The organism is Streptomyces sp. SX-6, assembly GCF_059089585.1.
The window spans coordinates 20445-46853 of sequence record NZ_JBTHHU010000040.1 but is presented as its reverse complement, the minus strand read 5'-3'; the positions used below and the strand labels follow the sequence as shown (position 1 = coordinate 46853).

Sequence of the window (26409 nt, the reverse complement as noted above, 5' to 3'; positions counted from 1 at the left end):
AACCACACCCCTGAACCCGCTGAACCCGCACCGCGGGCAAGTGAATCCGCGCCGCGGGCAAGCCACGCCGAAGCCGCGAGGAAGGGTTCACTCCGCCACGGGACCGGGTACGGTCACGGGCGCTGTACGGAGTGTCGCGAGGAGCGAGGATTTGCGCGAGTTCACCGTTCCATCCCTGGTACCGGAACCCCGCCCCGGCAATCTCGCGGACACGGTGTTCGACCACGCCGACGAGGCCCCGGACCGCGTCGCGCTCGCCCGCAGGATCGCCGGGCAGTGGCGGGACGTGACCGCCGGCGCGTTCCGCGACGAGGTGCTGGCTCTCGCCAAGGGCCTGCTCGCGCAGGGCGTCGCCGTGGGCGACCGGGTCGCCGTGATCTCCCGCACCCGCTACGAATGGACGCTGTTCGACTACGCGTTGTGGTCCGTCGGCGCCCAGTCCGTGCCGCTGCTCCCCGCCACCTCCGCCGAGCAGGTCTTCTGGATCCTGCGCGAGGCGGGCGTCTCCGCCTGTCTCGTCGAGCACGAGGACCACGCGATGACCATCGGCTCCGTCATCGACGGGCTGCCGCTCCTCACCCGGCTGTGGCAGCTGGACGCGGGCGCCGTCGAGGAGCTGACCGCGGCCGGGGCCGGCATCGCGGACGACGCGGTGCACCGCCGCCGCCTGGCGGTCGCACCGGACTCGCCCGCCACCGTCATCTACACCCCCGGCACCACGGGGCGCCCCAAGGGCTGCGTCCTCACCCACGCCAACATCACGGCCGGCAGCGACACCGTCATCCGGTGCTTCGCACCGGTCTTCGGCTCCCGCCCCGGCCACGAGGCCTCCACGCTGCTCTCGCTGCCGCTCGCCCATGTCTTCGGGCGGATGATCCAGGTCTCCGCGGTGCGCGGCCGGGTCAAGCTCGGGCACCAGTCGCCGCCGCAGGGCGGCTGCTCGCTGCTGTCCGACCTCCGGTCCTTCCGCCCGACGTTCATCGGCGCGCTCCCCCACCTCCTGGAGAAGATCTACACCTCGACCCTGCACACCGCGGAACGCCTGGACAAAAGAGGCCCGTTCGACAAGGCCGTCGACGTGGCGGTGCGCTACACCCAGGCGGTGGAGAACCACGCCTTCGGCACCGGCCGCGGGCCCAGCCCCTCGCTGCGCGTACGACGCCAGCTCTTCGACAAGGTCGTCTACACCGGGATCCGCGAGGCCCTCGGCGGCCGGCTGCGGTACGTCCTGTCGGGCGGGGCCGTCCTGGAGCGCCGCCTGGGGCTGTTCTTCGCGGGCGCGGGCATCACCGTCATCGAGGCGTACGGGCTGACCGAGACCGCCGCCGCCGCGACGGCCAACCCGCTCGAGCGCCCCCGCTTCGGCACGGTCGGCCCGCCGCTGCCCGGCACCACCGTGCACATCGCCGAGGACGGCGAGGTGTGGCTGCGCGGGGACCAGGTCTTCTCCGGCTACCTCGGCGACACCCGGCCCACCGGCTCCGTGCTCAAGGACGGCTGGCTCGCCACCGGCGACCTGGGCGCGCTCGACGAGGACGGCTACCTCACCATCGCCGGACGACGCACGGACCTGCTGGTCACGTCCTTCGGCACGAGCGTCCTGCCGACCGCCCTGGAGGACCGGGTACGGGCGCACCCGCTCGTCGACCGCTGCGTGGTCGTCGGCAACGGCCGCCCGTACCTCGCAGCGCTCGTGACCCTGGACCGGCCCGCGGTCGAGCACTGGCTGGCCATGCGCGGCAGACCTGTGCCGGAAGCGGGTGAGCTCGTGCACGACCCGGACCTGGAGGCCGAGATCCGGCACGCGATCGTGACCGCCAACGCCCTCGTCCCGCAGGCCGAGTCGGTCCGCGCCTTCCGCATCCTCGCGGGACGGTTCACCGAGGAGCTCGGCCTGCTGACGCCGACGCTGAAGCTCAAGCGCCGCGCGATAGAGAAGGCGTACGCCACCGAGGTCGAGGCGCTCTACCAGCGGACCCCTTACCGGGAACCGTAAGGGCCGAAAATTTGTGCACGCCCCCGGGAATGCCCGGGTGGGAGGGCTTGTTGACGCCGGAAGCAAGCCGAAAGCAAATCTCCGAGAGCTTTAAGGATCGATTGCCGGATGAGCAAGGCTCCTTCCATCACCCTCAACAACGGCGTGCAGATGCCCCAGCTCGGCTACGGCGTCTGGCAGGTTCCGGACAACGAGGCGGCCGCGGCCGTCGCGAACGCCCTCGAGGCCGGGTACCGGAGCATCGACACGGCCGCGGTCTACCAGAACGAGGAGGGCACGGGGAAGGCCATTTCCGCATCGGGCATCGCGCGTGACGAACTGTTCGTCACGACGAAGCTGTGGAACAGCGCCTCCGAGACCTGGACGCGCGAGAACGTCCTGCGCGAGTTCGACGCCTCCCTGGACAGGCTCGGCCTCGACTACGTCGACCTCTACCTGCTGCACTGGCCGCGCGCCATGCGCGACGACTACCTGACGATCATGCGCACCTTCGCGGAGATCGCCGAGAGCGGCAGGGCCAGGGCGATCGGCGTGTCCAACTTCCAGCCCGCGCACCTGAAGCGGCTGATCGCCGAAACCTCGGTGGTCCCCGCCGTCAACCAGATCGAGCTGCACCCCTACCTCCAGCAGTCCGAGCTCCGTGCCGTGCACGCCGAGCACGGCATCGCCACGGAGGCATGGTCCCCGCTCGGCCAGGGCAAGGAACTCCTCGGTGAGGCGGTCGTCACCCGCATCGCCGGCAAGCACGGCAGGACCCCGGCACAGATCGTGCTGCGCTGGCACCTCCAGCTCGGCAACGTGGTCATCCCGAAGTCCGTGACCCCCTCCCGCATCCGCGAGAACTTCGACGTCTTCGGCTTCGAGCTGGACGCCGAGGACCTCGCGGCCCTCGGCACCCTCGACAACGGCACCCGACTGGGGCCCGACCCCGACGAGTTCGACCAGTTCTGATCCGCTTCCCTCCGCCGGCCGCCGCACCCACCCGGTGCGGTGGCGGCCGGCCGGGGCTCCGTCCGTGTACCGCGGGGGTAGTACACGGACGGGGCCGCGGATCGCTCCTCAGCGCACGGACCGCTCTCAGCGCACGCCGTGTGCCGGGGCCACCGCCTCGATCCTGCGGGCGAGTTCGAAGTCGAGGCCGGTGACCTTGCCGCCCACGCTGTGCGTGTTCACCTCGAGCATCACCGTGTTGTAGCCGAGCACCAGATCCGAGTGGTGGTTCAACTCCTCCTGGATCCGCGCGATGTTGACCACCATCGCCACCGCCGGGAAGTGCCCGTCGAAGGAGTACGTACGGCTGATCCGCTCGCCGTCGGTGGTCCAGCCGGGCAGTTCCTTCAGACGGTCTTCGACATCCTTCTGCGAGAGCGGTTCGACGGTCATGGCGCATCCCCTTCATCGCGTTCATCTTCATCGTGTTCATCGCGGAGCCCGCGGGTATCGGCAGGGCAAGCCTGCCACGTGAGAGGGACTCTTTCGCGTCAATGTGCGCGGGCAAGGGTTACGGTCGGGTCATGACCACTGTTGCAGCCGCCCCGGGGGTGGGCCCGCTTCTGCGCGAGTGGCGGGACCGACGACGCATCAGCCAGCTGGAACTCGCCCTGCGCGCGGACTCCTCCGCCCGGCACATCAGCTTCATCGAGACGGGACGCGCCCGGCCCAGCCAGGACATGCTGCTGCGCCTCGCGGACCACCTCGACATCCCCGTCAGGGAGCGCAACGCCCTTCTCCTGGCCGCCGGTTACGCCCCGCACTACCCGGAACGTCCCCTGGACGACCCGGCGCTGCACGAGCTGCGCGAGGGCCTGGAGCAGCTGCTGCACGCGTACGAGCCGTTCCCGGCCCTGGTGGTCGACGGTACGTACCAGGTGGTGGCCGCGAACCGCGGCATCACGATGCTGCTGGAGGGCGTGGCCGAGGACCTGCTCGCGGAGCCGCTGAACGCCATGCGGCTCACCCTGCATCCGCGGGGCATGGCTCCCCGCATCCGCAACTACGGCGAGTGGCGCGGCCATCTGCTGCACCAGATGGAGCGTCAGCTCGCGGTGCTGCGGTCGGCGCCGCTGCGTGCCGTCTACGAAGAGGTCAGCGCGTATCCGCCGCCGGAGCCGTGCGGCGAGGAGGTGGCCGCCTCGGGGAGCGGCACGGCGCCGTTCGCCCTGCCGCTGGTGATCGAGCACGGGGGCCGGACGCTGTCGTTCGTCTCGGCCATCGCCACGTTCAACACCCCCATGGACGTGACCGTCTCCGAGCTGGCGCTGGAGACCTTCCTCCCCGCCGACCCGGAGACGGCCGCGTATCTGCACGGGCTCAGGCGCTAGGCACCCGGTCCAGGAAGCCGTGGACGGTACGGATCCGGCCGTCCCCGGCCAGGGTGATCACGTCGGATCCGGCGACGGGCGCGGAACCGTCCGCGAGGGAAACCAGCTCCCACGAGAAGCGGGCGGTGTCGTGATGCCCGTCCACGGTGCCGGCCTGCCGGAACGCGAAGCCGGGGAACTGCTCCTGCGCGCCCGCTATGACGGCCGCGATGCCGTCGTGCCCGCGGACGTCGGCGAGCGGGTCGGTGTAGGAGCCGTCCTCGGTCCAGGCCGCGGCGACGGCCTCGGCGCGGTCCGGGGCGCTGCCGGCGTTCCACGCCTCGAGGTAGCGGGCGACGGCGGTCTCGTACTGCGAGTGCTGCGAGTGCTGCGACATGGCGAATCTCCTTGGCAGGGACGGTCGTTGGAGGCAACCTCCGGACCCGAGTGCGCGGGTCCGAAGGCCATGCCCTCATCCTGTCGGGACCGGTCGAGGAGGGCGATTACCGCGGAGGTAATGCGATCCCCGCGTCCCGTGCGCACAGCGCGGCCTGTACCCGGTTGCCCACCTCCAACGCGGCCAGGATCCGGCTGACATGGGCCTTCACCGTGCTCTCGCGCATGCCCAGCTCCGCGGCGATCTCGGCGTTGGACGCTCCCGCCCCCAGCAGCGCCAGCACGTCCGTCTCCCGGGGCGTCAGCCGCCCGGCCCTGGAGCGTGCCGCCCGGTCGCCCGTACGGGCCGTGTCGTGGTAGCGGTCGATGACGCGGCGGGCGGCCGAGGGGTGCAGCATCGCCTGCCCCGCCGCGACGACCTCGACGGCCCGGACGATCTCGTCCGGCTCGGTGTCCTTGAGCAGAAAGCCCGAGGCCCCGGCGGCGAGGGAGTCGTACACGTACTCGTCGAGGTCGAATGTCGTGAGCATCACGACCTGCGGCGGCGAGGGCAGTGCCCGCAGCCGGGCGGTGGCCTCGATCCCGTCCATGCGCGGCATGCGCACGTCCACGAGCGCCACGTCGATCCGCTGCTCGCCCGCCCGGTCGAGGGCTTCCAGGCCGTCCGCGCCCTCGGCGACGACCGTGATGCCCGGGGCGCCGTCGAGTATGTCGACGAGCGCGAGCCGGACGAGCCGGTCGTCGTCCACGATCATGGTCCGGATCATGCCGCCCCCGAGGCCCGTGAGGTGTGCTGCCCGGCGAGCGGTATGCCCGCGGCGACGCGCCAGCCCCCGCTTCCCGACGGCCCGTACTCCAGCCGGCCGCCCAGCGCCGCGACGCGTTCGGTCAGCCCGATCAGCCCGTACCCGCCGCCGGTCGCGGCGGTCGCGGCCGAGACCCCGGCCGCGTTGCGGACCTCCACCGTGGAGCGCGGCGGACCGTAGCCGACCGTGACCCGGACCGGCGCCCCGGCGGCGTGCTTGCGGGCGTTGGTCAGTGCCTCCTGCACCAGGCGGTGGATCGCGAGCCGGTGGCTGACGGGTACGGCCCCGTCGTCCCCCTCGATGTCCGCCGCGACCTCCTGCCCGGCGGCGCGCGCCTCGGCCAGCAGCTCCGACAGGTCACGCAGGCCCGGTACACGCGAGGCCCTCCCCTCGGTGCCGCGCAGCACTCCGAGCACGTCCCGCAGGTCGTCCAGTGCCTCGGTGGAGGTCGTGCGCAGCAGCGTGATCCGCTCGGCGACCGGCCCGGGCAGGCCGTCGGCGCGGCGTTGCAGTGCGCCGGTGTGCAGGGCCAGCACGGTCAGCCGGTGGGCGAGCACGTCGTGCATCTCGGCCGCGATACGGGCCCGTTCGGTGAGCCGGGCCTGCTGCGCGCGCAACTCGCGTTCCACGCGCAGCCGGTCGACCCGCTCGGCGAGCGAGGTCACGAGCCGCCTGCGGCTGCCCGCCCACAGGCCGAGGGCGAGGACGAGGACGAACGGTGTGAGCGGTCCGTAGAGATGGGCGGCCCAGAGGTTCTGCCAGGAGTCCACGAACCAGTTGCCGGCCATGGCCGCGCCCGCGCACAGCAGACCGGCGCCGACCCGGCCCAGGTGGGCGAGGTGGAAGAGCACGACCAGCAGGGGCAGTACGCTGCCCACCGCCGTGGCGGCGCATACCGCGACCAGTGCCACGGGCACCGGGTGCCTCCGGAGCGCGAGCAGCGCCGCACTCGCGGCCACGGCCAGTGCGACGTCCGGGCTCAGCCAGTGGGCGCCCGCCCGTACGTACGCCTCCTGCGCCGAGAGCCATCCCACCAGGCACAGGACCAACGCCTGGGCCCACCCCGTCCACTTGCCGCTCACCACGTCCGCCACGCGCCCAGCGTAAGCAACGAACTGGAGCCGCCCACCGGCCCTTTGGCCACGGCTACCCCCTCCTTTCGTCGGGGGTGGCCGTGGCACGACGGCCGATGGCCGGAAGCGCGCCGGTTCCTAGCGTCGTTGACCATGAACGCGACACCGACCATGAACGCGACGCCATCCGCATCCGCCCTCGCCTTCCTCCGCGAGGCCACCCGTACCTTCCGTACCACCGGCGCCATCGCGCCGAGCGGCCACAGCCTCGCCTGCCGCCTCGCCGAGCCGCTGAGCTCCATGACGGGGCGGCCCCGGGCGGTGCTCGAGGTCGGCGCGGGCACGGGGACGGTCACCCGGGTGCTGGCCGGCCTCGCCGGACCGGCCGACCGGTTGGACGTGGTCGAGATCAACCCGCGGTTCGTGCGCATGCTGGACGGTCTGCTGCGCACCGACCCGGCGCTGGCCGAGGTCTCGGACCGGGTCCGGATCGTCCCCGGTTCGGTCATGGATCTCGATCTGGGCGAGCGGTGCTACGACGTGATCGTCTCGTGCCTTCCGTTCACCAACTTCGAGCCCGGGGCGGTGCGTTCGATCCTGGCGCAGTACCGGCGGGCGCTCGTCCCCGGCGGGCACCTGACCTGGTTCGGCTATCTCGGACCCCGGCCGCTGCGCTCCCTCTTCGCGAGCCGCGCGGAAGCGGACCGGCATCGCGCGGTCGCCGCCGAGCTCGCGGCGTTCGAGGGCGCATACGACGTCGGGCGGCGCGTTGTCTGGGACAACGTGCCGCCCGCGCGGGTCTTTCATCTGCGGACTCCCGCGGAACGCGGGGCCGCGGTGGTCAGCCCTTGACCGTCTCGGGGACCTTCACCGGCTCGGGGACCTTCACCGGCTCGGCCGCGACCGAGGCGGGCTTCTCCCCCGCCGCCGGGCGGCGGGCAGCCATCCACGCGTAGACGATCACGCCGACGAATAGGAAGAGGACTCCCTGGTAGACCGCCTCGTAACCGGCGCCCGCGACCAGCCAGAAGGAGAAGGCGAACGCGCCCAGCGCGAGCACCATGTCCCTCGTCAGCCGACCCGGGTTGACCTTCTCGCGCTGACCCTTCAGCAGGAAGAACACCTGGGCCGCGGCGGCCAGCAGGTAGGGGATGGTCGCGGAGAAGGTGGTGACCAGCACCAGGATCTCGAAGACCCCGCCGGAGCCGGAGACATAGTTGATCACCGTCAGCCCGGTGGCCAGCACCGCCGCCGCCAGGACGCCGACCGTGGGCACACCGCGCCGCTTGCGGGCGAAGGCCGCCGGGAACAGGCCGTCCTTGGCCGCCGCGTAGGGCATCTGGGCGCTCATGAGCGTCCAGCCGTTGAGCGCGCCCACGATGGAGATCACCGCGCAGGCCGCGATCAGGGTGCCGCCCCAATGGCCGCCGAACATCGCGTTCATGGAGTCCGAGAACGGCGCGGTGGACTGGCCCAGCTTGTCGTGCGGGACGGTGCCGAAGACCGAGACCGTGCCCAGCAGGTACACCACCGCCGCGCCGATGGTGCCGAGCACGCTGGCCCGGCCGACGTTGCGCTTGGGGTCACGGACCTCGCCCGCGCTCATCGCGGCGGACTCGACGCCCACGTAGCTGTAGAGCAGGATCGCCGCGGAGGCGGTCAGGCTGCCGGTCCAGTTGGCGCCGCCCTCGGTGAAGTGACCGAGGTTCTTCGGGTCGAAGTAGAACAGCCCGACCACGGCCACGAACAGCAGCGGCAGGAACTTCATCACCGTCGAGATCAGCTGCACGGCAGCCACCCAGCGCGTACCGGCCAGGTTGGCCAGCGCCGGAAGCCACAGCATCGCCAGGGCGATGGCCAGGTCCGTGCCCTTGGAGGAGGTGCCGCCGGTCAGCACGTGGAAGTAGCCGACGCCGGCCACGGCGAGGGCCGAGTTGCTCACCCAGCTCATGGTCCAGTACGACCACGCCGACAGGAACCCGGCGAAGTCGCCGAACGCCTCACGTGCGTATACATACGGTCCGCCGGTCTTCGGATGGCGCTCTGCGAGCCGCCCGAAAACCAGAGCGAGCGCGATCGCGCCGACCGTCAGCACGCCGAAGGCGAGCAGGCTGACGGTTCCGAACGGGGCGACCGAGGCGGGCAGCAGAAAGATGCCGCCGCCGATGATGTTCCCCATGACCAGCGCGACCGCTGTGGGGAGGCCGAAACGGCGCACGGGTGTGCCGTCGGTGTCTTGCATGGGCTGGTGTGCCTCTCATCCTGCGGGCAGGTCGCAGATCTATGCGACTGAGCACATAGTGAGTGGTCCGGGGCGGGCCGCAAAATCGCAGATTTTTGTCCCGCGGAGCGCCCCTTACAGCCGTAAAACGTGCCGTGATCTTGCCTGTGGGCCGTGATTCGTCCATGTCAGGCGGATCAAGCGGAAGCGAAGGATCCGCCAATGCTTCGCTTACGAGAAACAGCCACGCGTCGGCCATATCCAAGCTAGTGTGGATGTCATGACTGCGGCCTATGAGGACGTGCCCTTCAGCGAACTGCTCCACCACCCCGCCGCGACCACGCGCCGTCTGGACGCCGTCAGAGCGCTGCGGCTGCGGCGGCGCGATGCCGGCGACCTCGCACTCATGCGCGTCGACCAGCTGGAGCGGGACACCACCGTGGTCGACTTCACCGCCCGCCTGCTCGCCGGACTGGTACGCACGGAGAACACCGCCGCGTTGCGCCAGGCTCTGCCCGACGCCTTGCCGTGGACCACGTTCCTCCCGCCGGAGGACGTGGACACGCTGCTCGCCGAGCTCGTCGACACGGCGCGGGGTGCAGCGGCCTTGGAGAACCTGGCTCCGATCGCTCTCCTGCTGACCCAGTGGCGTCACAGCGCCGAGATCTACGCGGACCCGGCCCTGCTCGCCGCCCTCACCCGTGAGCCCGAAGGAGACCTCGGCCCCGTACCGATGCCGCAGGTCACCGAGTGAGCCCGAAGCGAGGCGACCGAGCCGCTCCGCCTCCGCTCGACGACGAGTACGACATCCGGTTCGCCAACACCGAGGCCGCCGATGGCTGGGAGCACCTGTCCCGTCACGCAGCAGGCAACCTCCGCCGCGCCTTCGAGAAGATCCGCTCCGCCCCACGCGCGACGGACAACCCCGAACGTCAGCATCGTCTCAAAGGCAAGCTCGGCACCACCACCTTCAAGGGACAGCCCTTGGAACGCTGGCAGTACGAAGTCACCGGCGGTGGCCGGATCTGGTACCTGCTCGATGACACCAACCGCACGGCCTGGATCACATACGCGGGAACCGGCCACCCCAAGGCCACGGACTGACTCCGGGCGAGGCCCATGGCCACGCGGCAGCACGGAGGCGATGAAGCTGCTCAACACCCCCTTCCGGGGTGGGGTTTCCCCAGGTTCGCCCAGGAGGTTTCCGGGCCTCAGCCGTCGCAGAACCCCATCCGGCAGTCCCAGGGCAGCAGTTCGCCCGCGCTCTCCCGGACGCTCTCCACGCGCTCCCGGTCGGGATCCACGATGGTGAGGATCTCGAACGCGGTACCGGCGTCGGACACGGAGCGGCCCGACGTCACCTCCGCATAGAGCGACCAGATGCCATGGGCAGCGATCTCCTGGCATTGCGCCTCCAGATCGAGCCCGCGCCTGGCCGACTCACTGTCCGTGCCCTCGCCCGCCACCATGATCAGCAGGATGTCGAGGAATTCACTGCGGGCGGATGGGGAGATGTCGTCCGCGAGAGCGGCGAGGGCGACCGCGGTCACCGCGGGAGCGGGCTCCCAGAGAACGGAAGGAATCCACACATGACCTTCCAGGCGGTCGTACTGCCAGGTTCCGCTGTCCGCGAGGCGGAGCAGATCCTCGGCGAGGTGCGCGGCCGAGTCGCCGCACGCGCAGCGCATACGGCTCCAGTTTCTCCGGGAGATCTCCAGCTTTATCAGTCGCATGACGCAACCAGCATAGGCCGGGGCAACTGCCGCCCGGCACACGGAGGATTGGAGACCACCGACCACGCACGAGGTGGCCGGTTCCGCGTATGGACGACTGCCGTCGGCCCGACTAGGCATGACCCCGACATGATGCGCGACCTTCCGGACCCAGGAAAGGACCGTCCATGCCTCGAAGACACGTGGTGATCGGTCTGGCGCTGACGACCGCGCTGCTCACCGGAACAGGACTCGCCACGGCCCAGCCCAGCGGAAGCACCGACGGCGCCCGCACCCTCGGGCAGCGGGTGCAGGCCGGGGTCGTAAGAATCACCAGCCTCTACGGACCGACTCCCGGGCAGTGCCTCGACGCGGATGCCAACGCGGGCGGCAACGGGACCAAGGTGCAGGTGTGGGGGTGCAACCTCAGCGCCCAACAGGCCTGGATCTCCTGGGAGAACGGGTCGCTGGAGAGCGCCCGCTTCCGCGGCATGTGCCTCGATGCCGACACCAACGGCGCCGGCCGCGACGGCACCAGGGTGCAGCTGTGGCAGTGCAACGGATCGGAGCAGCAGCGATGGCTCACGTTCTCGGGTGATCTCGCGATCTACAACGGCCTGTTCTACAACGGTGGCAACACCGTCCTGGACCGCGACATCAACGTGCCCGGTGACGGCGCGCAGGCGCAGTTGTGGGGGAAGAACTTCCAGTCCCAGCAGTGGTGGCGCGTCGACGCCGTGTGATGGGCGAACCGCGGGCGTGCCCACCGGGCACGCCCGCACACTCTTCCTCGGTCAGCGACCGCGCTTCGCCAGGCCGAGACCATCACTCCTGTGCGCCCACAGCGTGGCCCCCGGATCCACATAGGGCAGCCCGCCCGCCGTTTGCGTACGGTCGTGCCCGCACCGCAGAGTGACGCTCGCGTCCGTGGCGCTGGTGAACGCCCCCTGGAGACTCACGGTGGCCACGTACGTCCCCGTACCGGCGCTGCCCGAACCGGGGTCCCCGACCATCGCGGTCGCCCCGCCGACGATCGTATTGCCCACATACAGATTGCACCGCGTGTAGTCGCTGGGAGCCCAGCTCACCAGCGAGGCGTTGGCGGACAGCACCCACGATCCGGCGGGCAGCGACTCCGAGACCACCGTCGACGAGACCCCGCCCGTGGCGCTGAGCTGCACCACGGACGAGCTCTGTCTGACGACGTCCTGCGACGTCGTCAACTCTGGTGCGGTCACCGCGGATTTCGCGGCTCCCGCCGATGCCGAGCCCGTCACCAGGACGCTGCTCAGCAGGACCCCACTGGCACCCAACACCATCATCAACCGGGACGATTTCTTCATCTTCCTGGCCTCCTCCGGGTAAGCGGGTGAATCCTTGCGGGGCAGAGCATGCTGTCCGGGACGACGGCAGGACAGGCTCAGTTCGGCCAACCCGGTTGTGCTCGAGGTGCAGCTGCGGGACACGACAACCTGCGACACGGAGTTGACCATGGGGTCCACGGTGACCATCACCGGCACACGCTCCACAGAGCACCGCGCCAGGGACGCGTACGACGCTCTGTTCCGCGAATTCCTCACCCCATTCGCGACCCCGCACGCACGCTTCTACGTCGGCGGCGCTGTGGGCATCGACGCCCTGTCCCTTGTGTGGCTTGCCGAACAGACCGAGGCACGTATCACCGTCGTGGTCCCCGACACCCTCGACCGCCAGCCTGAGGACGCGAGGCAGGCCATTGCCCGGACCCGAAACAGGATCGACCAGCTCGTCCAGCTCTCGGCAGGTGAACTGACGGCCGCCACCTACCACGCCCGGAACCGGTGGATGGTGGACCACAGCCGAATGACCATCGGGTTCCCACTCCAGGGCAACAGCGATGCATCCGGCACGTGGCAGACCCTGAACTACTGTGCGCAGCGCGCGAAACCACATCTGATCGTGCCTGTGTAGGGCACAACTCAGTGCGCTTCCCGCAGATGGCGCCCCATGGCTACGCACCAGCCCTCCGCTGCCTCATGATTCCCGGCCCGCGAAGCCTCGTAGTACCGCGCCTTGATCCTCACGCACTCCGTACAACACTGCGATGCCTGCAACGGGTTGATCTGCTCCGCACTCACGCCAGCCCACCCCGCCGACTCCTCGCGTTCGCCTCCGCCACCCCGGCCCGCAACCGCTCGGGCCGCCGCCCCTTGTAGGCCCGCAACGCATCGGTCACCAACTGGGCCTCGTCTCCACGAAGCGGCCCGAACACGCTCACGTACACCTCCCCCTCCGTGGGCGGTTCAGGAACGACGTGGATCGCATACCCGTGCACCCGGAACGCGTCATGAAGATCGCGGGCCGTACGGGCCGCGGCCTCCCGGATCCGGTCCGGTGGCTGTTGTGATGGCGGAGACGCCATGGCGGTACCTCTGCTTCGTTCGCTCGGTCGTGCGGCCTTCGCCGCTTGCGCATCGACGATGTCCCCAGCAGCGGTACGTTCAACAGACCCCGGGATTTGACAACCCCAAACGATAAATTCTGCATGGCCGTTGAGCTGGGAGGACCCATGCCGCTCAAGCCCCTCGATCCGTCAACCTCTGCTGCCGCGTTCTACGCCTGGAACCTGCGCGAGGAGCGGATCAAGATGCGGATGACACAGCAGCAGCTGGGTGCGGCCATCCACGTATCGAACACCCGGATCGCTCAGCTCGAGCGGGTCAAGGCGGCTCCGCCGACACTGGACAACTCGCGTGATTTCGACAGGGTGTTCAACAAAGGCAAGTTCTTCGAGTCTCTGTGGCACATGGTCCGACGTGAACGATTCCCGGACAAGTACCGCCGGTTCATGGAGCTCGAGGCGCAGGCTTGCGCGATCTCGGAATATACGGCGGCCTCCATCCCCGGACTGCTGCAAACCGAGGACTACGCACGTGAGCTGCTCCGCCATGGCCTGACCACGTCCGAAGACAAGCGCGAGGACCTGCTGGCAGCACGGCTGGGCCGTCAGACCATGCTCACCACCTCGGACGTGCCTCACTACTGGGCCATCCTGGATGAGGCCGCGCTGCGGCGACCGTGCGGAAGCCGCAGCGTCATGCGCGCTCAGCTACTCCGCCTCTTGGAGGCATGCGAGCAGCCTCGCGTGACCATTCAGGTGCTCCCCTTCGCGAGCGGAGCACACCCGTCCATGGGCGGTTCGATGATTCTGCTGGAGCTGCCGACCGGCAAGCGTGTTGCTTACACAGAGGACGCATTCTCGGGAAGGCTGACAGAGGACAAGCCCGAAGTTGCCCTCTACGCCGTGGCTTACGATCAGCTCCGCGCCATGGCGCTCTCGCCGACCGACTCGGCAGTCCTCATCATGCGTGTGCTGGAGGAAAGTTACCGTGACCCGAATATCCCCACCCGATCTCGGCGCCGCCGTCTGGCGCAAGTCCAGCTACAGCAATCCCGACGGGGGCGCATGCGTCGAAGCTGCTGACGGGGTTCACGGCAGAGTTCCCATACGGGACAGCAAAGCCCCGTATGGCCCGATCCTGATATTTCCCACAACTCCGTGGCACGAATTCGTCGCAGCCGTCAACGGCGGTCGGCTCAGCGGAACTCGTGCACCAGCTGGATCTCGCCGACAATGTGCGCGTTGAACTCCTCGAGCTCCTCGGCCGGAACCCACAGCTCGAGGATCGTCTCCCCGCCCGCCTGCTGCACCGGATAGCGGGCCACAAAGTCGGAGTCGACCTCGAAGCAGGTGACGAAGCCCGCACCGTCGTGCTTGACGTTCCAGTCCCTGGCGATCCGGATCGCGTAGTCCTCGTTGAGCACTGGATAGAAGATCGGCTGCTCGGGCAACCGCGGCGGCCATGCGCGCCAGTCGAGTTCACGGACCAGGTCCAGTTCCTTGGGGCCCGTCGGGCGCCAAAGGGTCGTCGTTGCTCGCCGGCCGGTCATGTGAATCGCTCTCCAACTTCGAACTCGGGGATCGAACAATACCTGCCGGTTGAGGTGTCATGCGTCACAGGATGACGTGCTTCCTCCCCCACCCCCGGGGAAGGATCACCCCATGACGCCGACCCTGCACACCCCCCGCCTCACACTGCGCCGATGGCGCGCCGACGACCTCGAGCCGATGGCCGCCATCAATGCCGACCCGGAGGTGATGCGTTGGATCAGGGACGGGTCCGTGCTGGACCGGCAGGAGACGGCGGCCGGGATCGAGGCGTGGGAGAAGGAGTGGGAGGAGAGCGGGGTCGGGCTGTTCGCGGCGGAAGTACGAGGAGAGGAGCGGGAGTTCGCGGGGTTCGTGGGGTTGACCGTGCCTCGGTATCTGCCGGAGATTCTGCCCGCGGTCGAAATAGGGTGGCGGCTCGGCCGGCGGTTCTGGGGGCGGGGGCTGGCCACTGAAGGGGCGCGTGCCGTGCTGGACTTCGCGTTGCAGGAGCGGGGGCTGGCCCGGATCGTCAGCGTGCACGCGGTCGGGAACACAGCCTCGGAGCGGATCATGGGCAAGCTCGGGATGCGGCTCGAGCGGGAGACCACGCACCCGGAACTGGGAGTGCCGTTGCGGGTGTACGTGCTGGAAACCTAGAGCAGCACCTCCGCATCGACCGGCGGCAGGACGCGCGAGCCGCCGACCGGCAAGTCCCACAGCTCGTCGCGGGGCCGCCCCGTGGCGCCCCACGCCGCGCGGACGCGGCGCAGAGGTTCGAGGGGCGGTTCGGCGGAGAGCAGGAAGGCGCCCCAGTGCATGGGCGCCATCGCGCGGGCGCCCAGGTCCTGGCAGGCCTGGACGGCTTCTTCCGGGTCGGTGTGGACGGGGGCGAGCATCCAGCGCGGGTCGTAGGCCCCGATGGGCAGGATGGTCAGGTCGATGCCGGGGTAGCGGGAGCCGATGCGCTCGAACCAGTGGCCGTAGCCCGTGTCACCCGCGAAGTGGACGCGCCGGCCGCCGGGGGTGGTGATCACCCAGCCGCCCCACAGGGAGCGGCAGGTGTCGGTGAGGGTGCGCTTGCTCCAGTGGTGCGCGGGGACGAAGTCGAAGCGTACGGGCCCGGCCGGGCCGGGCAGTTCGGCCGCCTCCCACCAGTCGAGCTCGGTGACGCGGGTGAAGCGGCGGCGGCGTGCCCAGCGGGCGAGGCCCGCGGGCAGGAAAAGGTGGGTGTCGCGGGGCAGGCGTTTGAGGGTGGGGGCGTCGAGGTGGTCGTAGTGGTTGTGGCTGATGATGACGGCGTCGATGCGCGGTAGGTCCTCCCAGCGCACTCCGACCGGGGTGACGCGGGCCGGGGTGCCGAGGATTCTGCGGGACCAGACGGGGTCGGTGAGCACGGTGAGGCCGCCGATGTTCAGTACCCAGCTGGCGTGTCCGGCCCAGGTGGCGGCGCAGGTGGCGGCGTTGACGACGGGCAGCGGCCCGGGTTCGACGGGCAGGTCGGCCAGTTCGCTCAGGGAGGCGGTGCTGGGGCGCAGGCGGCCCTCGCGGGCGAGGCGGGCGAAGGCGCGTACGCCGGGCAGGGGTGCGGTGAGGCGGTCGGTGAATGACCGGGGCCAGATGCGGATTTCACCGACGGGGCGCGGTTCCGCGAGCGGGCGCTCGGTCTGTTCGGTCATCGAGGGACTCCATTCGGCGAGAACGGCGAGAACCGCGTGAACCGGGTGGCGGTGGCATGCTCATCGACGGTAGGTCAGACAGTGGCGAGTTCGCTGAACGTTCCTCCAAGAGTGGCCAACGCCTGGTCGACGACCGGTGACCGCAGCGGGTCGGGAGTGTCGAGGGCCTGTTGGCGCTGGTCGTCGGTGGTGCCGAGGAGCGGCAGCACGGAGAGCCGGACCCGCAGCGCGTCCGGGGCGTCGCCGAAGCGGTGGCCGCCGGGCACGTGGTGGCCCAGCGCGGCGCCGAGCCGCTCCTCCAGATCGACCGAATCGGCGACCCCGCGGGCCGCGAGGGCCGCGCGCAACTCGCCGAGGTCGGCGTAGATGTGCGGTCCCGCCTGGGGCGGGAGGCTGAGCGCCCCGGCGGCGGTGAGCCGTTCCCGGACGGCGGCGGCCAGGGTGCCGTACAGCCGCCCGGCGGCGGCGGTCCGGGCGGTGACGACTCCGGGTTCGGCCAGGGCGTAGCGGGCGGTGGCGGCCAGTGGCGGCGGGATCTCCGCCCGCAGGGCGGTGAGGACGGAGGCGGCGCGGGCGCGCAGCGGGGTGCCGGACGGGAACAGGGCGACGGCGACGGGCCAGGCCGCGGGCACGAGGGCGCCGGAGAGGTCGGTGAGGACGACGACCCGGTCCCGGTACATCTCCGCGGGGCCGATGAGGACGGTGGCGTGCGGGTCGTGCCGGACGTCGCGCCAGGTCTCGTCGCTGACGACGACCAGATCCTCGGCGATCGCCGCCTCGCAGACCTCGTGCAGGAGCTCGGGCGGGGCCACGGTGCCGGTGATGTCGTCGGCGACGGACAGGACGAGGAAGCGCGGTCTGCCGCCCTCGGCCCGGATCCTGCCCACGGTCTCGAGCAGGGCGAACGGGTCGGGCACGCCGCCGCACTCGGCCGGTACGGGCACGTGGTACGCCAGCCGGCCCGCGAGGCGGGCGAGCGGCGCGTACCAGGTGGCGCAGGGCCTGGTGAGCAGGACCTCGCCGCCGGCCGAGGCGAACAGGGCCAGCAGCAGGCACTGCGCGCCCGGGGCGGCGACGACGTCGGCGGGGTCGGCGGGCATCCCCCGCCGGGCCCAGTAGCCGCAGGCGGCGGCGCGCAGTTCGAGGCTGCCGCCGACCGGTTCGGGCGCGGTGCGGGCGGCGGAGTCGGCGAGCCGCGCGGCGAGTTCCGGCAGCACGGGCAGGCCGCGTTCGGGGGCGGGGAAGGCGGGGGGTGCCGGGAAGCCTTGCCGCATCCGTCCACACCTCCGTGCCGCGCCCCGTCTTCCGTCACCTTCGCAGACCGCAGCCAGACGCGCCGGGTTGGCGCGGGCGTGCGGGTGACGGACCGTCTCGGATCGCAAGACACGCCTCTCGCATCCTGAGAATGGGCGCGTACGGTGGCAGGGACAACGAAGGAGGGGACCACCATGCCCGACGCGCACGAAGAGCCGAAAGGGCGCACGGACGAAGCCGTGTACATCCACGGTCACCACGAGTCCGTACTGCGCTCGCACAGCCGGCGGACGGCCGCCGACTCCGCCGCCTACCTGCTGCCCGAACTGCGGCCGCACCAGCGGATCCTGGACATCGGCTGCGGGCCCGGCACCATCACGGCCGATCTGGCCGCGCTCGTCCCGCAGGGGCGGGTGACCGGCCTGGACCGGGCGGCCGACGTGCTGGAGGAGGCCCGGGCGGTGGCCCGTCAACGCGGCCTGGAGAACGTCGACTTCACGACGGGCAATGTCATGGCCCTCGATTTCCCGGACGGCGCGTTCGACGTCGTCCACGCCCACCAGGTGCTCCAGCACCTCGCCGACCCGGTGGCGGCACTGCGCGAGATGCGCCGCGTGTGCCGGCCCGGCGGGATCGTCGCGGTGCGCGACGGCGACTATGCGGCCATGACCTGGTACCCGCTCGTACCGGGCCTGGACGAGTGGCACCGTCTGTACGAACGGGTCGCCCGTGCGGGTGGCGGTGAACCGGACGCCGGGCGGCGCCTGTTGTCCTGGGCCCGGCGGGCGGGGCTGACGGACATCACCGCCACGGCGAGCGCCTGGTGCTACGCGACCCCGGAGCGACGGGCCTGGTGGAGCGGCCTGTGGGCGGACCGCACGACCGGCTCCGACTTCGCGCGGCTCGCACTGGAGGGCGGGCACGCGGACCGTGCCGCCCTGGAGCGGGTAGCCGCGGCGTGGCACGAGTGGGGGCGGCACGAAGACGGCTGGTTCGCGGTCCCCTGCGGTGAACTGCTGTGCCGCGTTTGAGCGCACCCTCCCCGACCGCGCGCCCCGCCAACTAGCCTGGTTTCCATGAACATTCTGGGGACCTCGCTACGGGTGTGCGTCGGCGATCTGGACGCCGCAATTGCGGTCTACGAACGCCTGACCGGCGCCGAGGCGCTGCGCTTCAAGCGCGGCGGCGTCTCGGTCGCCGCGGTCGGCTGTTTCTTTCTGATGAGCGGCCCCGAGGCCGAGTTGTCCATCCTGCGGAAGATCACGGCCACGATTGCGGTCACGGACGTCGACGAGGCGGTGGCGGATCTGCGCGGGGTGGGTGCCGAGATCATCGCGGGCCCGGTGCCGACACCGATCGGGCGCAACCTCGTGGCCCGCCATCCCGACGGCTCGGTCTTCGAATACGTGGACCGCAAACAGGGCTGACCGTCAGGAGGCCCACTCCGGCGCGTCCGTCCCCCAACGCCCGGGCACCCGGGACCAGTTGCGCGGGCCGCCGTCGAAGGTCACGGGCGGCAGCGCGTACCGCACGGTCCCGAACGGGCCGGGCGCCTCGGTGAGATACGGTCCGGGGTCGTACGCACCGTCCGCACCGTCCGGCACGTCCGCGTCGCGCCCGACGCGGTGCATCAGCCAGTGCGCGGTCCCGGCGAGGGAGAGCGTGGCCAGGTGTGTGCCGCCCGTACGGTGCTGTTCGGTGACCGCGCGCAGCACGGCGGCGGCGAGCAGATACCCGGTGCCGTGGTCGAGCGCCTGCGCGGGCAGTACGCCGGGGCGGCCGTCCGGGCCCGCCTCGAGGTCGGCGATGCCGGTGGCCACCTGCACCAGGCTGTCGAAGCCGCGCCGTCCGCTCCACGGCCCGTCCGCGCCCCAGGCGCCGAGCCGGCCGATCACCAAGCCGGGCCTGCGCCCGGCCAGTTCCCGCGGGGCCAGGCCGTGGGCGTCGAGCGCACCGGGCCGGTAGCCGGTGATCACGACGTCGGCGGTGGCGAGCAGCTCCTCGAACGTCGCCCGGTCCGCGCGGCGCGCGAGGTCGAGTACGGTCGAACGCTTGCCGAATCCGGTGTCGTTGTGCGCGTCCTGGCTCTCGGGCAGGCGCGGCGAGTCGATGCGCAGCACGTCCGCTCCGAGCAGGGCGAGCGTACGGGTGGCGACGGGCCCGGCGATCACCCGCGTGAGGTCGAGCACGCGCAGCCCCGTACCGCTTCCCAACTCTCGTACGGGACCGTCCGCGAGCCGCTCCAGGGCGACGAGCGGGTGCTGTGCGACGGCGGCGCCCTGTGGGTGCGCGGCCCACTCCTGCGGGGTACGGGCGGCGACCGCGAGGCCGCCCGCCGCGTAGACCGTCTCCTCCACGTCCGCGGCCTTGTGGTCCGCCAGTACGGCCGCGACGCGGGCGGCGAGGGCCTCGGCGCCGGAGTCGTCGGAGGAGTCCGGCAGCCCGAGTGCCGCGAGGAGGCGGGCCCGGTGGTGCGGGTAGTTGGCGTGCGTCCGCACCCAGCCGTCTGCGGTGCGCCAGAAACGCGACAGCGGGGCGAAGTTCACCGCCTCCCGTCCGTCGACGCGCAGGTGACGCTCGCTGAGGAACGCGGTCGCCACGGCTCCGTCGTCCACCCGCACCGTCGGCGGCGCACCGCCTCCGCGCCGCGCGGCGGACAGTTCGGCGGCGGCGAGACCGCAGACGGCGACCGTCGCACGGGCGAGCTCCCGTACGGGGAGCCGGGCGGGGAGTCCGGCGCCGGGGCCGCCGTACTCGATCGCGGCGGTGAGCGCGGGGTCACCGCCGAGCAGCGCCCAGACGTGCCGTACATCGTTGATCGATCGCTCGCTCATCCCCGCAGTGTGGCACTCAGTGCCACCTTTTGAGAAGAGCCGGCCCGGGTGTGCGAGAGCACCGGTCCGGCCACCAGGGCCCGTACGACGTTCGCCGGGGCGCTCGCCCAGCCGTTGATCAACCGCTCGTCCGAGAGCAGGACTTGGAGGATCTGTCCGCTGTAACGCTCCGCGGACTCCTTCCCGAACCCCAGTAGTGGCCAGCCCCACACCGGCGCCAGATACACCCCCTCCTCCAGCCGGTACGGGTCGCCGGGATAGGTGCACTCCACGATCGGCTCGACGACCGACCGCCTGGCCGTGGTGCCTCCCACCAGATCGATGACCACGGTGCCGGGGCGCAGGACGGTGCCCAGGTCCTCCTTGGTGATGATGTAGTGGCTGCCGTGGTGATGGGGCGCCCGCTCCACGCCGTTGATGACGAGGTCGCTCGCGTGCAGATACCGGCAGACCTCCGGCCGGCGCGTGGCCCGTTTCGTGAGGATGTCGACGCTCGAAATGCCGTGCCTCATGCATTCGTCGAGCGCCCCGAAGGCCACGTTGCCGTATCCCAGGATGCTGACCCGGAGGTCGTCGACGGTGTGCACGCCCGGTGACTTCCGCAGGGCGAGTTCGATGCCGAACAGGGCGCCGGCCCGGCCCGTTTCGTGCAGGCAGTGGATCCTGCGCCTGCCGCGCATGCCCAGCGGATATCGCGCCCGGTACTCCCCCATGGCCGACCCGTCGATGCCGGAGGCGATTTCGTCGAAGGGATAGTGGCCGACCGGACATCCCCGGTGGGCGAGTCCGACGGATACCGGGAGGTCGTATCCCGGTGGGCCCGGCGCCGACATGCGCAGCGTTCTCGGCCGGCGCCGGGCGACATACTGCAGTGCGCCGAAGGACGCGGGCGTGAATCCCCGGAAAGCGACGTCGAGTTCGGTGTCGTCGCCGGAACCGTTCGGTACGGTCGACAGAATGTGCCGCATTGCCAGCTGGCTGCGCACATAGGCGTCGGTGAGCACTTCCGGGTGCTCGTCGATCAGCTCCATGGCGACGACATTCACCCCTCGCGCATTCGCCACCTCGGCCCGCTCCGGAATGGCGTGCACATGCGCCATGCACAGCAGAGTCGACCCGGGGTCCATGCGCCGCAGGTCCTCGTGTGCGGGCCCCCTGAGCTTGATGACCAGGTCCTTGTCCCGGTAGACGCCCTCCCGCGTCCCGATCGACGCCCCGGCCGCACGATAGGAGCCGTCGGTCCATCCCATCGCCGATCCCGCGCGGGATTCGACCTCGACCGAGCAGCCATGGGCGACGAGTGCCTCCACCGCATCCGGTTTCAGAGCGGCTCTGTTCTCCGAACCGTCGGGATTCTCCGGCGATTTGTGCTCGGCCGCGAGCCCCACACGCCGAAACGGCTCCGCCACTGCTGTCATGTCGAGTGCCCTTCCCCGCACGAGGCCCCGGGGACCGCAATTTGCCTCGAACGAAAGTTTCGGTAGAGTTCCTCCCGCGCCGCTAGCTCAGTTGGCTAGAGCGACTGACTCTTAATCAGTAGGTCCGGGGTTCGAGTCCCTGGTGGCGCACAATTGAGCACAGGGCCCCGTCGGTTGACCGACGGGGCCCTTGCCGTCGTTCACAGCGGAAGCTGCGGCAGCGGGGGAAGCGGCGGCAGGGGCAGCCCGGGATCCGGCAGCGCCGGATCGTCGGGCTGCGCCAGCGGCAGCGTCGGCAGTGTCACCGCCGGCACCGTGGGCAGCGTGGGATCCACGCGCCCCTGCGGTCCGACGTACGCAGCCGCACAGGAGACGTTGTCCAGTGCGGTCTTCTTCTCGACGTGGACGTTTGCCGGTCGCGAGGCCGGCTCCGACGCCGCGGCGATGTCCGTCGCGGTCGTGGAGAGCGTGGTGGCCAGTGCGGCCGCACCGAGAAGGGCGGCTATGCGGTCATGTGTCGAAGAAGTCATGATGCGCTCCCGTAGGTCGTACGTTGTGCGCTTGCGTTCTTCGCACGCTAGGCGGGCCCCCGGCCGGTCGCGATGCCGGGGGCGCTGATCGGGTGACGGACGGCGGCGCGCCGCACCGCCGCGCGTTTCGTATGACAAATGCGGTGGTACCCGTCGCCAAGGGCAGCCCGGTCCCTCGCCGATCCGGAGGTGACTCGATGACCGAGAGCGTTGGTGTGGTCGAGGCGACGGCCACGACTGCGGTGTCCCTGGCGACACAGATGTGCAGGTTCGACGATGTGCTCGGCGCGGCGACGGCCGACCGGCTGCTGGAGGAGGCGTGCCATGCGCTGATGGCGGAGGTGCGCGAGCAGGGCTCCGGCACGGAGATGCTGGTGCCGCCGAACTGGCGCTGCGCGGACCAGACGGCACGCTTCCCGGACCTGGCGAACGCGCTGAACCGCGTGGCACCGATGGTGATGACGATGCTGGGGGTGCCTGTGCCCGGTGCGCGGATCGCCTTCGGCTTCACGATGCACAACCAGTCGTCCCGCGAACCCGTGCACCTGCTTCCGCCGGGCCGGGACGCCGCGGGCCCGGAGGACCCGCGCAGGATCACCTTCCTCTACCACCTGCACCGGCGGCCACGGGGGTTCCTGGGCGGGCAGACACGGGTCTTCGACACCACGGTCCGCGACGGGCATCCCGGCGTCGCCGAGTCCTTCAGGGACGTCCAGCCCGACCACGACTCGCTGGTCTTCTTCCCCTCCGACGCCTGGTATCAGGTGCGGCCCGTGACCTGCCCGTCGGCCAAACTGCTGGACAGCCGCTTCGCCTTCCACGGCTGGCTCACCGCCGTCCAGGACATCCCGTGAACACCATGGCGCTGCCCACGAGGCCCGCGCCGGACGCCGCCGGGGCGGGGAACGCACCCCGGCTGACGGTCGGCATGGCGGTCCACGACGACTACGACGGGGCCTACTTCACGGTCATGGCGCTCCGGCTCTACCACCCCGAGGTCGCGGACCGGGTCGACATCCTCGTCCTCGACAACGACCCGTCGGGGCCTGCCGCGCCGGCGCTGCGGGCGCTCGAGAGCACCGTGCCGGGGGTGCGTTATCTGCCCGTCGGCCACATCAAGGGCACCGGCGTACGGGACCTCGTCTTCCGCGAGGCACGGACCGAGTGGGTCATGTGCGTGGACTGCCATGTGCTGCTGGCACCGGGTGCGCTGGCGCGCTTCCTCGACTACGCCGACACCCACCCGCACTCGCGGGACCTGCTCCAGGGCCCCATGCTCAACGACGACCTGCGGACGGTCCAGACGCACATGGACCCGGTGTTCAACAACCTCTTCGGCGTGTGGGGTTGTGACCCCCGGGGCGCCGACCCCGAGGCGCCGCCCTTCGAGATCGGCCTCCAGGGGCTGGGGCTGTTCGCGTGCCGGAAGGACGCGTGGCTGGGCTTCAACCCCAGGATGCGCGGGCACGGCGGCGAGGAAGGCTACATCCACAAGAAGTACCGGGCGGCGGGTGCGCGGGTGCTGTGCCTGCCATTCCTGCGCTGGACGCACCGCTTCGCCCGGCCGCACGGGGTGAGTTACCCCGTCGACGCCGCCGACCGCTGCCACAACTACCTCGTCGCCTGGGAAGAGACCGGGATGGCCGTCGAGCCGGTCATCGACTACTACCGCGAGACGTGCGGCGACGTCGTCGAGCGCTGGCTGGCCGAATACACCGCCGAGAAGTCCCACCCGCTCAACTACTTCGACGCGGTGGTCTGCATCAACCTCGACGCCGATCCCCAGCGCTGGGCCGCGGTCAGCCGGCGCTTCCGGCGCCTGGGCATCGCCGGGCGCGTCCGGCGGCTGCTGCCGGCCGTGTCCGTGCCGGACGATCCGCATGTGGGGCGGGCGCTCTCGCATCGCGAGGCCATCGCCCAGGCGCGGCAGCAGGGGCTGGAGCACGTCCTGGTCTTCGAGGACAACGTCGCCTTCCACCACGAGGCGCCGGCCATCCTCGCGGCGAACATCGCCGAACTCGTCGGCCAGAGGTGGAGCCTGTGCTACCTCGGCGACTCGCACCACCTGCGGCCCGCTCCCGGCTGCGAGCACCTCCAGGCCGCGCAGGGCCTGACCACCACGACGCACGCCATCGCCTACCACGCCCGCGTCTTCGACCAGCTGCTGGCCGAACTGCCGGACACGGAAAGCGGGATGCGGGAGTGGATCGCCGTCCACACCGCCATCGACCACTACTACGCGCGGCACATCCAGGAGGGCGTCTTCAAGGTCTCGCCGACGGTCGCGACGCAGGACGATCCGCATCGGCGGTACGAGGCGGGGGCGACCGGGGGCTGAGCCCGATTTTTCCGCCGGATTTGCGTCGAACGCGGTAGCGGGTAGTATTCCTCCCGCGCCGCTAGCTCAGTTGGTCAGAGCGACTGACTCTTAATCAGTAGGTCCGGGGTTCGAGTCCCTGGTGGCGCACAAGTTGCTTGAGGCTTCCGCCGGTTGGGATATGGCGGGAGCCTCGGGTGTTTTGCGGGCGAGAAGAAGCCCTCTGACGCTGTTCAGGGAGAGCGGCGTGCCAGGCACACCACATCTCCTCAGTCGGTCGTGAACAACAGAACGGCGTTCTGGCCGCCGAAACCGAACGAGCAGCTGAGGCCCGTGTTCCCGGCCGCCGGGCGCGGTCGGCCGGCGACGACGTTCAGCTTGTGGTCACCGTCCTGGCCGTCGAAGTTCGCCACTGGCGGCACCGTCCGATGACGCAGGGCAAGGACCGTGTACGCCGCCTGGATCGCGCCCGCCGCCCCGAGGGCGTGGCCGATCACGCCCTTGGCGGCCGTCACGGGGGGCGTGTCCGCTCCGAAGACCCGGGTGAGAGCAGCGGCCTCGGCCGCGTCGTTCAGCGGTGTGGAAGTACCGTGCGCGTTGACGAGACTCACGTCTCCCGGGTCGCATGCCCCGTCCTCCAGCGCGGCGCGGATGACCCGTTCCGCTCCATGCCCGTCCGGGTGCGGGGCCACCGGATGGTGTGCGTCCGCTCCGGCGCCGTAGCCGCGCAACACGGCCCGGACCGGTGCCCCGCGGGCGCCGGCGTGGGAGAGGCGTTCCAGGACGAGGACGGCTGCGCCCTCCCCGAGGACGAAGCCGTCCCGTGCCGCGTCGAAGGGACGGCTGGCCAACTGCGGGTGTTCGCGTCGCCGTGACAGCGCCCGCATCCGTGTGAAGCAGGTGGCCGTCATACGGGAGCGCGCGGACTCGCTGCCGCCGGCCAGCACGATGTCACAGGTCCCGGACCGCAGCAGGTCCCGCGCGACCCCGATCGCGGTCGCGCCCGAGGCACAGGCGCTGGACGTGGTGAAGTTCGGCCCGCGGGCGCCCAGATCGATGGCGACCTCGCCCGCGGCCATGCTCGGCACGCTGCGCGGCAGCGCGAGCGGCGAGACCCGCCCGGGTCGGTCCGCGCCGAGATGGCCGAATTCGGTGACGTACGTACTGAGGCTGTTGGACCCGACTCCGAGCACGACTCCGACCCGCTCCGCCGGCCACGTGCCGGTGTCCAGTGCGGCGTCGGCGACGGCCCGTCGTGCGGCGGCCAGGGCGAACTGGATGAACCGGTCCACGCGCCGGGCGAGCGACCGGCCGAGTTCGGCCGCGGCGTCGAATCCGGTCACCTGGCAGGAGAAGTCGACGGGCAGTCCGGCGAGTTCGGGGTCGGGAGCGGCCAGCGAGCGGCCCCGGCACAGGGCCGTCCAGTTCGCCTCCGCCGTATGCCCCGCCGGAGTCACCAGGCCCAGCCCGGTGACCGCGATCTCAGGCCGCATGCTCGAACGCCCGGGCCGCGTCACCGAGCGTGGAGGACGGGAACAGGTCCAACTCGCCCTCGGCAAGGACGATCCCGAACTCCTGCTCCGCCGCCACGACCAGTTCCATCAACGACAGCGAGTCCATCCCGAGGCTTTCGAACGTCGTCGCGGCGGTCAACTGCTCCGGCGCCACCTCGACATCGAGATGACCGGTCAGCAGGGCGACGAGCCGCTCGGGCAGTGCCCGTTCCGTATCCGGTTCCGCTTCCTGCGTCATGCCGTGATCTCCCCTTCCGCCGAATGCCGTGATCCTCGCAGCGCGATGGCCGTGGCATGACGTGCCCGAACCGCGGGGCCGGTCCCGAAGGTGACACCCCGCACCGCGCCGGACCGGGCCACGAACTGCCCGGCTGCGACGGGGCATTGGCGCATCCGGACACATGATCACCGTGGGGGCGCCCGGCGCCTCCCGCGCACGCTCGCCCGTGGGA

At 70.8% G+C, this 26409-nt stretch carries 31 protein-coding genes and 2 tRNA genes; 18 read left to right on the top strand and 15 right to left on the bottom strand.

The window, feature by feature from the left end; translation table 11 throughout:
* Nucleotides 1-151: 151 nt before the first annotated feature.
* Together ACV530_RS32095 and ACV530_RS32090 are read left to right on the top strand one after the other, a co-directional pair.
* Nucleotides 152-1996, top strand: coding sequence for an AMP-dependent synthetase/ligase (locus ACV530_RS32095; RefSeq protein ID WP_494336199.1), 1845 nt, complete (start codon nucleotides 152-154; stop codon nucleotides 1994-1996).
* 108 nt (nucleotides 1997-2104) lie between these two features.
* On the top strand, nucleotides 2105-2947 hold the full coding sequence (locus tag ACV530_RS32090; RefSeq protein ID WP_494336198.1) for an aldo/keto reductase: 843 nt from the start codon (nucleotides 2105-2107) through the stop codon (nucleotides 2945-2947).
* 126 nt (nucleotides 2948-3073) lie between these two features.
* On the opposite strand, the gene ACV530_RS32085 is transcribed toward ACV530_RS32090, so the two are convergent.
* On the bottom strand, nucleotides 3074-3379 hold the full coding sequence (locus ACV530_RS32085) for a 4a-hydroxytetrahydrobiopterin dehydratase (protein ID WP_494336197.1): 306 nt from the start codon (nucleotides 3377-3379) through the stop codon (nucleotides 3074-3076).
* Nucleotides 3380-3510: 131 nt separating this feature from the next.
* Between ACV530_RS32085 and ACV530_RS32080 the strand changes: the two genes are divergently transcribed.
* Nucleotides 3511-4317 carry a helix-turn-helix domain-containing protein gene (locus tag ACV530_RS32080; RefSeq protein WP_494336196.1) on the top strand — a complete coding sequence of 269 codons (807 nt, stop codon included), beginning with the start codon at nucleotides 3511-3513 and terminating at the stop codon, nucleotides 4315-4317.
* Here ACV530_RS32080 and ACV530_RS32075 read toward each other — a convergent pair.
* The 3 genes from ACV530_RS32075 to ACV530_RS32065 form a co-directional block, all read right to left on the bottom strand.
* Nucleotides 4307-4693, bottom strand: a complete 387-nt coding sequence (locus ACV530_RS32075) for a nuclear transport factor 2 family protein (RefSeq protein ID WP_494336195.1) — start codon at nucleotides 4691-4693, stop codon at nucleotides 4307-4309. The genes ACV530_RS32080 and ACV530_RS32075 overlap by 11 nt on opposite strands.
* Nucleotides 4694-4799: 106 nt before the next feature.
* Nucleotides 4800-5459 (bottom strand): response regulator, encoded by a 660-nt coding sequence (locus ACV530_RS32070; RefSeq protein ID WP_494336194.1) that lies wholly within the window; start codon nucleotides 5457-5459, stop codon nucleotides 4800-4802.
* Nucleotides 5456-6592, bottom strand: a complete 1137-nt coding sequence (locus ACV530_RS32065; protein WP_494336193.1) for a sensor histidine kinase — start codon at nucleotides 6590-6592, stop codon at nucleotides 5456-5458. Before ACV530_RS32065 ends, ACV530_RS32070 begins: the two co-directional genes overlap by 4 nt.
* A gap of 132 nt (nucleotides 6593-6724) precedes the next feature.
* Between ACV530_RS32065 and ACV530_RS32060 the strand changes: the two genes are divergently transcribed.
* Nucleotides 6725-7423: a class I SAM-dependent methyltransferase gene (locus ACV530_RS32060; protein ID WP_494336192.1), complete on the top strand. Its 699-nt coding sequence runs from the start codon at nucleotides 6725-6727 to the stop codon at nucleotides 7421-7423.
* On the opposite strand, the gene ACV530_RS32055 is transcribed toward ACV530_RS32060, so the two are convergent.
* The gene (locus tag ACV530_RS32055) at nucleotides 7413-8813 is read right to left on the bottom strand and encodes an amino acid permease (RefSeq protein ID WP_494336191.1); all 1401 of its coding nucleotides are present in this window, start codon (nucleotides 8811-8813) and stop codon (nucleotides 7413-7415) included. The two genes, ACV530_RS32060 and ACV530_RS32055, sit on opposite strands and share 11 nt — an antisense overlap.
* A 259-nt stretch (nucleotides 8814-9072) precedes the next feature.
* On the opposite strand from ACV530_RS32055, the gene ACV530_RS32050 reads away from it, so the two are divergent.
* On the top strand, nucleotides 9073-9546 hold the full coding sequence (locus ACV530_RS32050) for a hypothetical protein (RefSeq protein ID WP_494336190.1): 474 nt from the start codon (nucleotides 9073-9075) through the stop codon (nucleotides 9544-9546).
* Nucleotides 9543-9896, top strand: coding sequence for a hypothetical protein (locus ACV530_RS32045; protein ID WP_494336189.1), 354 nt, complete (start codon nucleotides 9543-9545; stop codon nucleotides 9894-9896). The genes ACV530_RS32050 and ACV530_RS32045 overlap by 4 nt, the downstream gene beginning before the upstream one ends.
* A gap of 107 nt (nucleotides 9897-10003) precedes the next feature.
* On the opposite strand, the gene ACV530_RS32040 is transcribed toward ACV530_RS32045, so the two are convergent.
* The gene (locus ACV530_RS32040) at nucleotides 10004-10525 is read right to left on the bottom strand and encodes a hypothetical protein (RefSeq protein WP_494336188.1); all 522 of its coding nucleotides are present in this window, start codon (nucleotides 10523-10525) and stop codon (nucleotides 10004-10006) included.
* A 167-nt stretch (nucleotides 10526-10692) separates the two neighbouring features.
* Here ACV530_RS32040 and ACV530_RS32035 point away from each other — a divergent pair, with 167 nt between their 5' ends.
* Complete coding sequence (locus ACV530_RS32035; protein WP_494336187.1) at nucleotides 10693-11247, top strand: RICIN domain-containing protein; 555 nt, start codon at nucleotides 10693-10695, stop codon at nucleotides 11245-11247.
* Nucleotides 11248-11298: 51 nt separating this feature from the next.
* Here ACV530_RS32035 and ACV530_RS32030 read toward each other — a convergent pair whose 3' ends face one another.
* Nucleotides 11299-11550 (bottom strand): hypothetical protein, encoded by a 252-nt coding sequence (locus tag ACV530_RS32030; protein WP_494336186.1) that lies wholly within the window; start codon nucleotides 11548-11550, stop codon nucleotides 11299-11301.
* A gap of 52 nt (nucleotides 11551-11602) precedes the next feature.
* Between ACV530_RS32030 and ACV530_RS32025 the strand changes: the two genes are divergently transcribed.
* From ACV530_RS32025 to ACV530_RS32010, 4 genes are all read left to right on the top strand, one after another.
* A complete protein-coding gene (locus tag ACV530_RS32025) occupies nucleotides 11603-11869 on the top strand; it encodes a hypothetical protein (RefSeq protein ID WP_494336185.1) in 267 nt (88 codons plus the stop codon).
* Nucleotides 11870-12007: 138 nt separating this feature from the next.
* Nucleotides 12008-12454, top strand: coding sequence for a hypothetical protein (locus ACV530_RS32020; RefSeq protein ID WP_494336184.1), 447 nt, complete (start codon nucleotides 12008-12010; stop codon nucleotides 12452-12454).
* Nucleotides 12455-13028: 574 nt separating this feature from the next.
* Nucleotides 13029-13967 carry a helix-turn-helix domain-containing protein gene (locus tag ACV530_RS32015; RefSeq protein WP_494336183.1) on the top strand — a complete coding sequence of 313 codons (939 nt, stop codon included), beginning with the start codon at nucleotides 13029-13031 and terminating at the stop codon, nucleotides 13965-13967.
* Nucleotides 13852-14130, top strand: coding sequence for a DUF397 domain-containing protein (locus ACV530_RS32010; RefSeq protein WP_494336182.1), 279 nt, complete (start codon nucleotides 13852-13854; stop codon nucleotides 14128-14130). Before ACV530_RS32015 ends, ACV530_RS32010 begins: the two co-directional genes overlap by 116 nt.
* Here ACV530_RS32010 and ACV530_RS32005 read toward each other — a convergent pair.
* Entirely contained in the window at nucleotides 14081-14434 is a 354-nt protein-coding gene (locus tag ACV530_RS32005) for a hypothetical protein (protein WP_494336181.1), read from the bottom strand. The two genes, ACV530_RS32010 and ACV530_RS32005, sit on opposite strands and share 50 nt — an antisense overlap.
* Nucleotides 14435-14546: 112 nt before the next feature.
* Between ACV530_RS32005 and ACV530_RS32000 the strand changes: the two genes are divergently transcribed.
* Entirely contained in the window at nucleotides 14547-15071 is a 525-nt protein-coding gene (locus ACV530_RS32000; protein ID WP_494336180.1) for a GNAT family N-acetyltransferase, read from the top strand.
* Here ACV530_RS32000 and ACV530_RS31995 read toward each other — a convergent pair.
* Together ACV530_RS31995 and ACV530_RS31990 are read right to left on the bottom strand one after the other, a co-directional pair.
* Nucleotides 15068-16090 (bottom strand): MBL fold metallo-hydrolase, encoded by a 1023-nt coding sequence (locus ACV530_RS31995; RefSeq protein WP_494336179.1) that lies wholly within the window; start codon nucleotides 16088-16090, stop codon nucleotides 15068-15070. The two genes, ACV530_RS32000 and ACV530_RS31995, sit on opposite strands and share 4 nt — an antisense overlap.
* 74 nt (nucleotides 16091-16164) lie before the next feature.
* Complete coding sequence (locus ACV530_RS31990) at nucleotides 16165-17364, bottom strand: pyridoxal phosphate-dependent aminotransferase (protein WP_494336178.1); 1200 nt, start codon at nucleotides 17362-17364, stop codon at nucleotides 16165-16167.
* 174 nt (nucleotides 17365-17538) lie between these two features.
* On the opposite strand from ACV530_RS31990, the gene ACV530_RS31985 reads away from it, so the two are divergent.
* A complete protein-coding gene (locus tag ACV530_RS31985) occupies nucleotides 17539-18375 on the top strand; it encodes a class I SAM-dependent methyltransferase (protein WP_494336177.1) in 837 nt (278 codons plus the stop codon).
* A gap of 45 nt (nucleotides 18376-18420) precedes the next feature.
* Nucleotides 18421-18771 (top strand): VOC family protein, encoded by a 351-nt coding sequence (locus ACV530_RS31980; protein ID WP_494336176.1) that lies wholly within the window; start codon nucleotides 18421-18423, stop codon nucleotides 18769-18771.
* 3 nt (nucleotides 18772-18774) lie between these two features.
* Here ACV530_RS31980 and ACV530_RS31975 read toward each other — a convergent pair whose 3' ends face one another.
* Both ACV530_RS31975 and ACV530_RS31970 read right to left on the bottom strand, forming a co-directional pair.
* Entirely contained in the window at nucleotides 18775-20178 is a 1404-nt protein-coding gene (locus tag ACV530_RS31975; RefSeq protein ID WP_494336175.1) for a CoA transferase, read from the bottom strand.
* A complete protein-coding gene (locus ACV530_RS31970; protein WP_494336174.1) occupies nucleotides 20175-21596 on the bottom strand; it encodes a hypothetical protein in 1422 nt (473 codons plus the stop codon). Before ACV530_RS31970 ends, ACV530_RS31975 begins: the two co-directional genes overlap by 4 nt.
* Nucleotides 21597-21672: 76 nt before the next feature.
* On the opposite strand from ACV530_RS31970, the gene ACV530_RS31965 reads away from it, so the two are divergent.
* Nucleotides 21673-21746: transfer RNA gene (locus ACV530_RS31965), tRNA-Lys, on the top strand.
* A 50-nt stretch (nucleotides 21747-21796) separates the two neighbouring features.
* Here the strand turns inward: ACV530_RS31965 and ACV530_RS31960 are convergent.
* On the bottom strand, nucleotides 21797-22126 hold the full coding sequence (locus ACV530_RS31960) for a hypothetical protein (RefSeq protein ID WP_494336173.1): 330 nt from the start codon (nucleotides 22124-22126) through the stop codon (nucleotides 21797-21799).
* 197 nt (nucleotides 22127-22323) lie between these two features.
* On the opposite strand from ACV530_RS31960, the gene ACV530_RS31955 reads away from it, so the two are divergent.
* From ACV530_RS31955 to ACV530_RS31945, 3 genes are all read left to right on the top strand, one after another.
* Nucleotides 22324-22980, top strand: a complete 657-nt coding sequence (locus tag ACV530_RS31955) for a 2OG-Fe(II) oxygenase (RefSeq protein WP_494336172.1) — start codon at nucleotides 22324-22326, stop codon at nucleotides 22978-22980.
* Nucleotides 22977-24464, top strand: a complete 1488-nt coding sequence (locus ACV530_RS31950; protein ID WP_494336171.1) for a glycosyltransferase — start codon at nucleotides 22977-22979, stop codon at nucleotides 24462-24464. The genes ACV530_RS31955 and ACV530_RS31950 overlap by 4 nt, the downstream gene beginning before the upstream one ends.
* Before the next feature lie 55 nt (nucleotides 24465-24519).
* Nucleotides 24520-24593 (top strand) — tRNA-Lys (locus ACV530_RS31945).
* A gap of 119 nt (nucleotides 24594-24712) precedes the next feature.
* On the opposite strand, the gene ACV530_RS31940 is transcribed toward ACV530_RS31945, so the two are convergent.
* Both ACV530_RS31940 and ACV530_RS31935 read right to left on the bottom strand, forming a co-directional pair.
* Nucleotides 24713-25936 (bottom strand): beta-ketoacyl-[acyl-carrier-protein] synthase family protein, encoded by a 1224-nt coding sequence (locus tag ACV530_RS31940; protein ID WP_494336170.1) that lies wholly within the window; start codon nucleotides 25934-25936, stop codon nucleotides 24713-24715.
* A complete protein-coding gene (locus ACV530_RS31935; protein ID WP_494336169.1) occupies nucleotides 25926-26195 on the bottom strand; it encodes an acyl carrier protein in 270 nt (89 codons plus the stop codon). The genes ACV530_RS31940 and ACV530_RS31935 overlap by 11 nt, the downstream gene beginning before the upstream one ends.
* Between the last annotated feature and the right edge of the window lie 214 nt (nucleotides 26196-26409).

Bases quoted from the DNA above. Each gene is read 5' to 3' on its own strand.
- ACV530_RS32090 (WP_494336198.1), top strand. From the start codon at position 2,105: ATGAGCAAGGCTCCTTCCATCACCCTCAACAACGGCGTGCAGATGCCC.
- ACV530_RS32085 (WP_494336197.1), bottom strand. From the start codon at position 3,379: ATGACCGTCGAACCGCTCTCGCAGAAGGATGTCGAAGACCGTCTGAAG.
- ACV530_RS32080 (WP_494336196.1), top strand. From the start codon at position 3,511: ATGACCACTGTTGCAGCCGCCCCGGGGGTGGGCCCGCTTCTGCGCGAG.
- ACV530_RS32075 (WP_494336195.1), bottom strand. From the start codon at position 4,693: ATGTCGCAGCACTCGCAGCACTCGCAGTACGAGACCGCCGTCGCCCGC.
- ACV530_RS32070 (WP_494336194.1), bottom strand. From the start codon at position 5,459: ATGATCCGGACCATGATCGTGGACGACGACCGGCTCGTCCGGCTCGCG.
- ACV530_RS32060 (WP_494336192.1), top strand. From the start codon at position 6,725: ATGAACGCGACACCGACCATGAACGCGACGCCATCCGCATCCGCCCTC.
- ACV530_RS32055 (WP_494336191.1), bottom strand. From the start codon at position 8,813: ATGCAAGACACCGACGGCACACCCGTGCGCCGTTTCGGCCTCCCCACA.
- ACV530_RS32050 (WP_494336190.1), top strand. From the start codon at position 9,073: ATGACTGCGGCCTATGAGGACGTGCCCTTCAGCGAACTGCTCCACCAC.
- ACV530_RS32040 (WP_494336188.1), bottom strand. From the start codon at position 10,525: ATGCGACTGATAAAGCTGGAGATCTCCCGGAGAAACTGGAGCCGTATG.
- ACV530_RS32035 (WP_494336187.1), top strand. From the start codon at position 10,693: ATGCCTCGAAGACACGTGGTGATCGGTCTGGCGCTGACGACCGCGCTG.
- ACV530_RS32015 (WP_494336183.1), top strand. From the start codon at position 13,029: ATGGCCGTTGAGCTGGGAGGACCCATGCCGCTCAAGCCCCTCGATCCG.
- ACV530_RS32005 (WP_494336181.1), bottom strand. From the start codon at position 14,434: ATGACCGGCCGGCGAGCAACGACGACCCTTTGGCGCCCGACGGGCCCC.
- ACV530_RS32000 (WP_494336180.1), top strand. From the start codon at position 14,547: ATGACGCCGACCCTGCACACCCCCCGCCTCACACTGCGCCGATGGCGC.
- ACV530_RS31995 (WP_494336179.1), bottom strand. From the start codon at position 16,090: ATGACCGAACAGACCGAGCGCCCGCTCGCGGAACCGCGCCCCGTCGGT.
- ACV530_RS31990 (WP_494336178.1), bottom strand. From the start codon at position 17,364: ATGCGGCAAGGCTTCCCGGCACCCCCCGCCTTCCCCGCCCCCGAACGC.
- ACV530_RS31985 (WP_494336177.1), top strand. From the start codon at position 17,539: ATGCCCGACGCGCACGAAGAGCCGAAAGGGCGCACGGACGAAGCCGTG.
- ACV530_RS31980 (WP_494336176.1), top strand. From the start codon at position 18,421: ATGAACATTCTGGGGACCTCGCTACGGGTGTGCGTCGGCGATCTGGAC.
- ACV530_RS31975 (WP_494336175.1), bottom strand. From the start codon at position 20,178: ATGAGCGAGCGATCGATCAACGATGTACGGCACGTCTGGGCGCTGCTC.
- ACV530_RS31970 (WP_494336174.1), bottom strand. From the start codon at position 21,596: ATGACAGCAGTGGCGGAGCCGTTTCGGCGTGTGGGGCTCGCGGCCGAG.
- ACV530_RS31960 (WP_494336173.1), bottom strand. From the start codon at position 22,126: ATGACTTCTTCGACACATGACCGCATAGCCGCCCTTCTCGGTGCGGCC.
- ACV530_RS31955 (WP_494336172.1), top strand. From the start codon at position 22,324: ATGACCGAGAGCGTTGGTGTGGTCGAGGCGACGGCCACGACTGCGGTG.
- ACV530_RS31940 (WP_494336170.1), bottom strand. From the start codon at position 25,936: ATGCGGCCTGAGATCGCGGTCACCGGGCTGGGCCTGGTGACTCCGGCG.
- ACV530_RS31935 (WP_494336169.1), bottom strand. From the start codon at position 26,195: ATGACGCAGGAAGCGGAACCGGATACGGAACGGGCACTGCCCGAGCGG.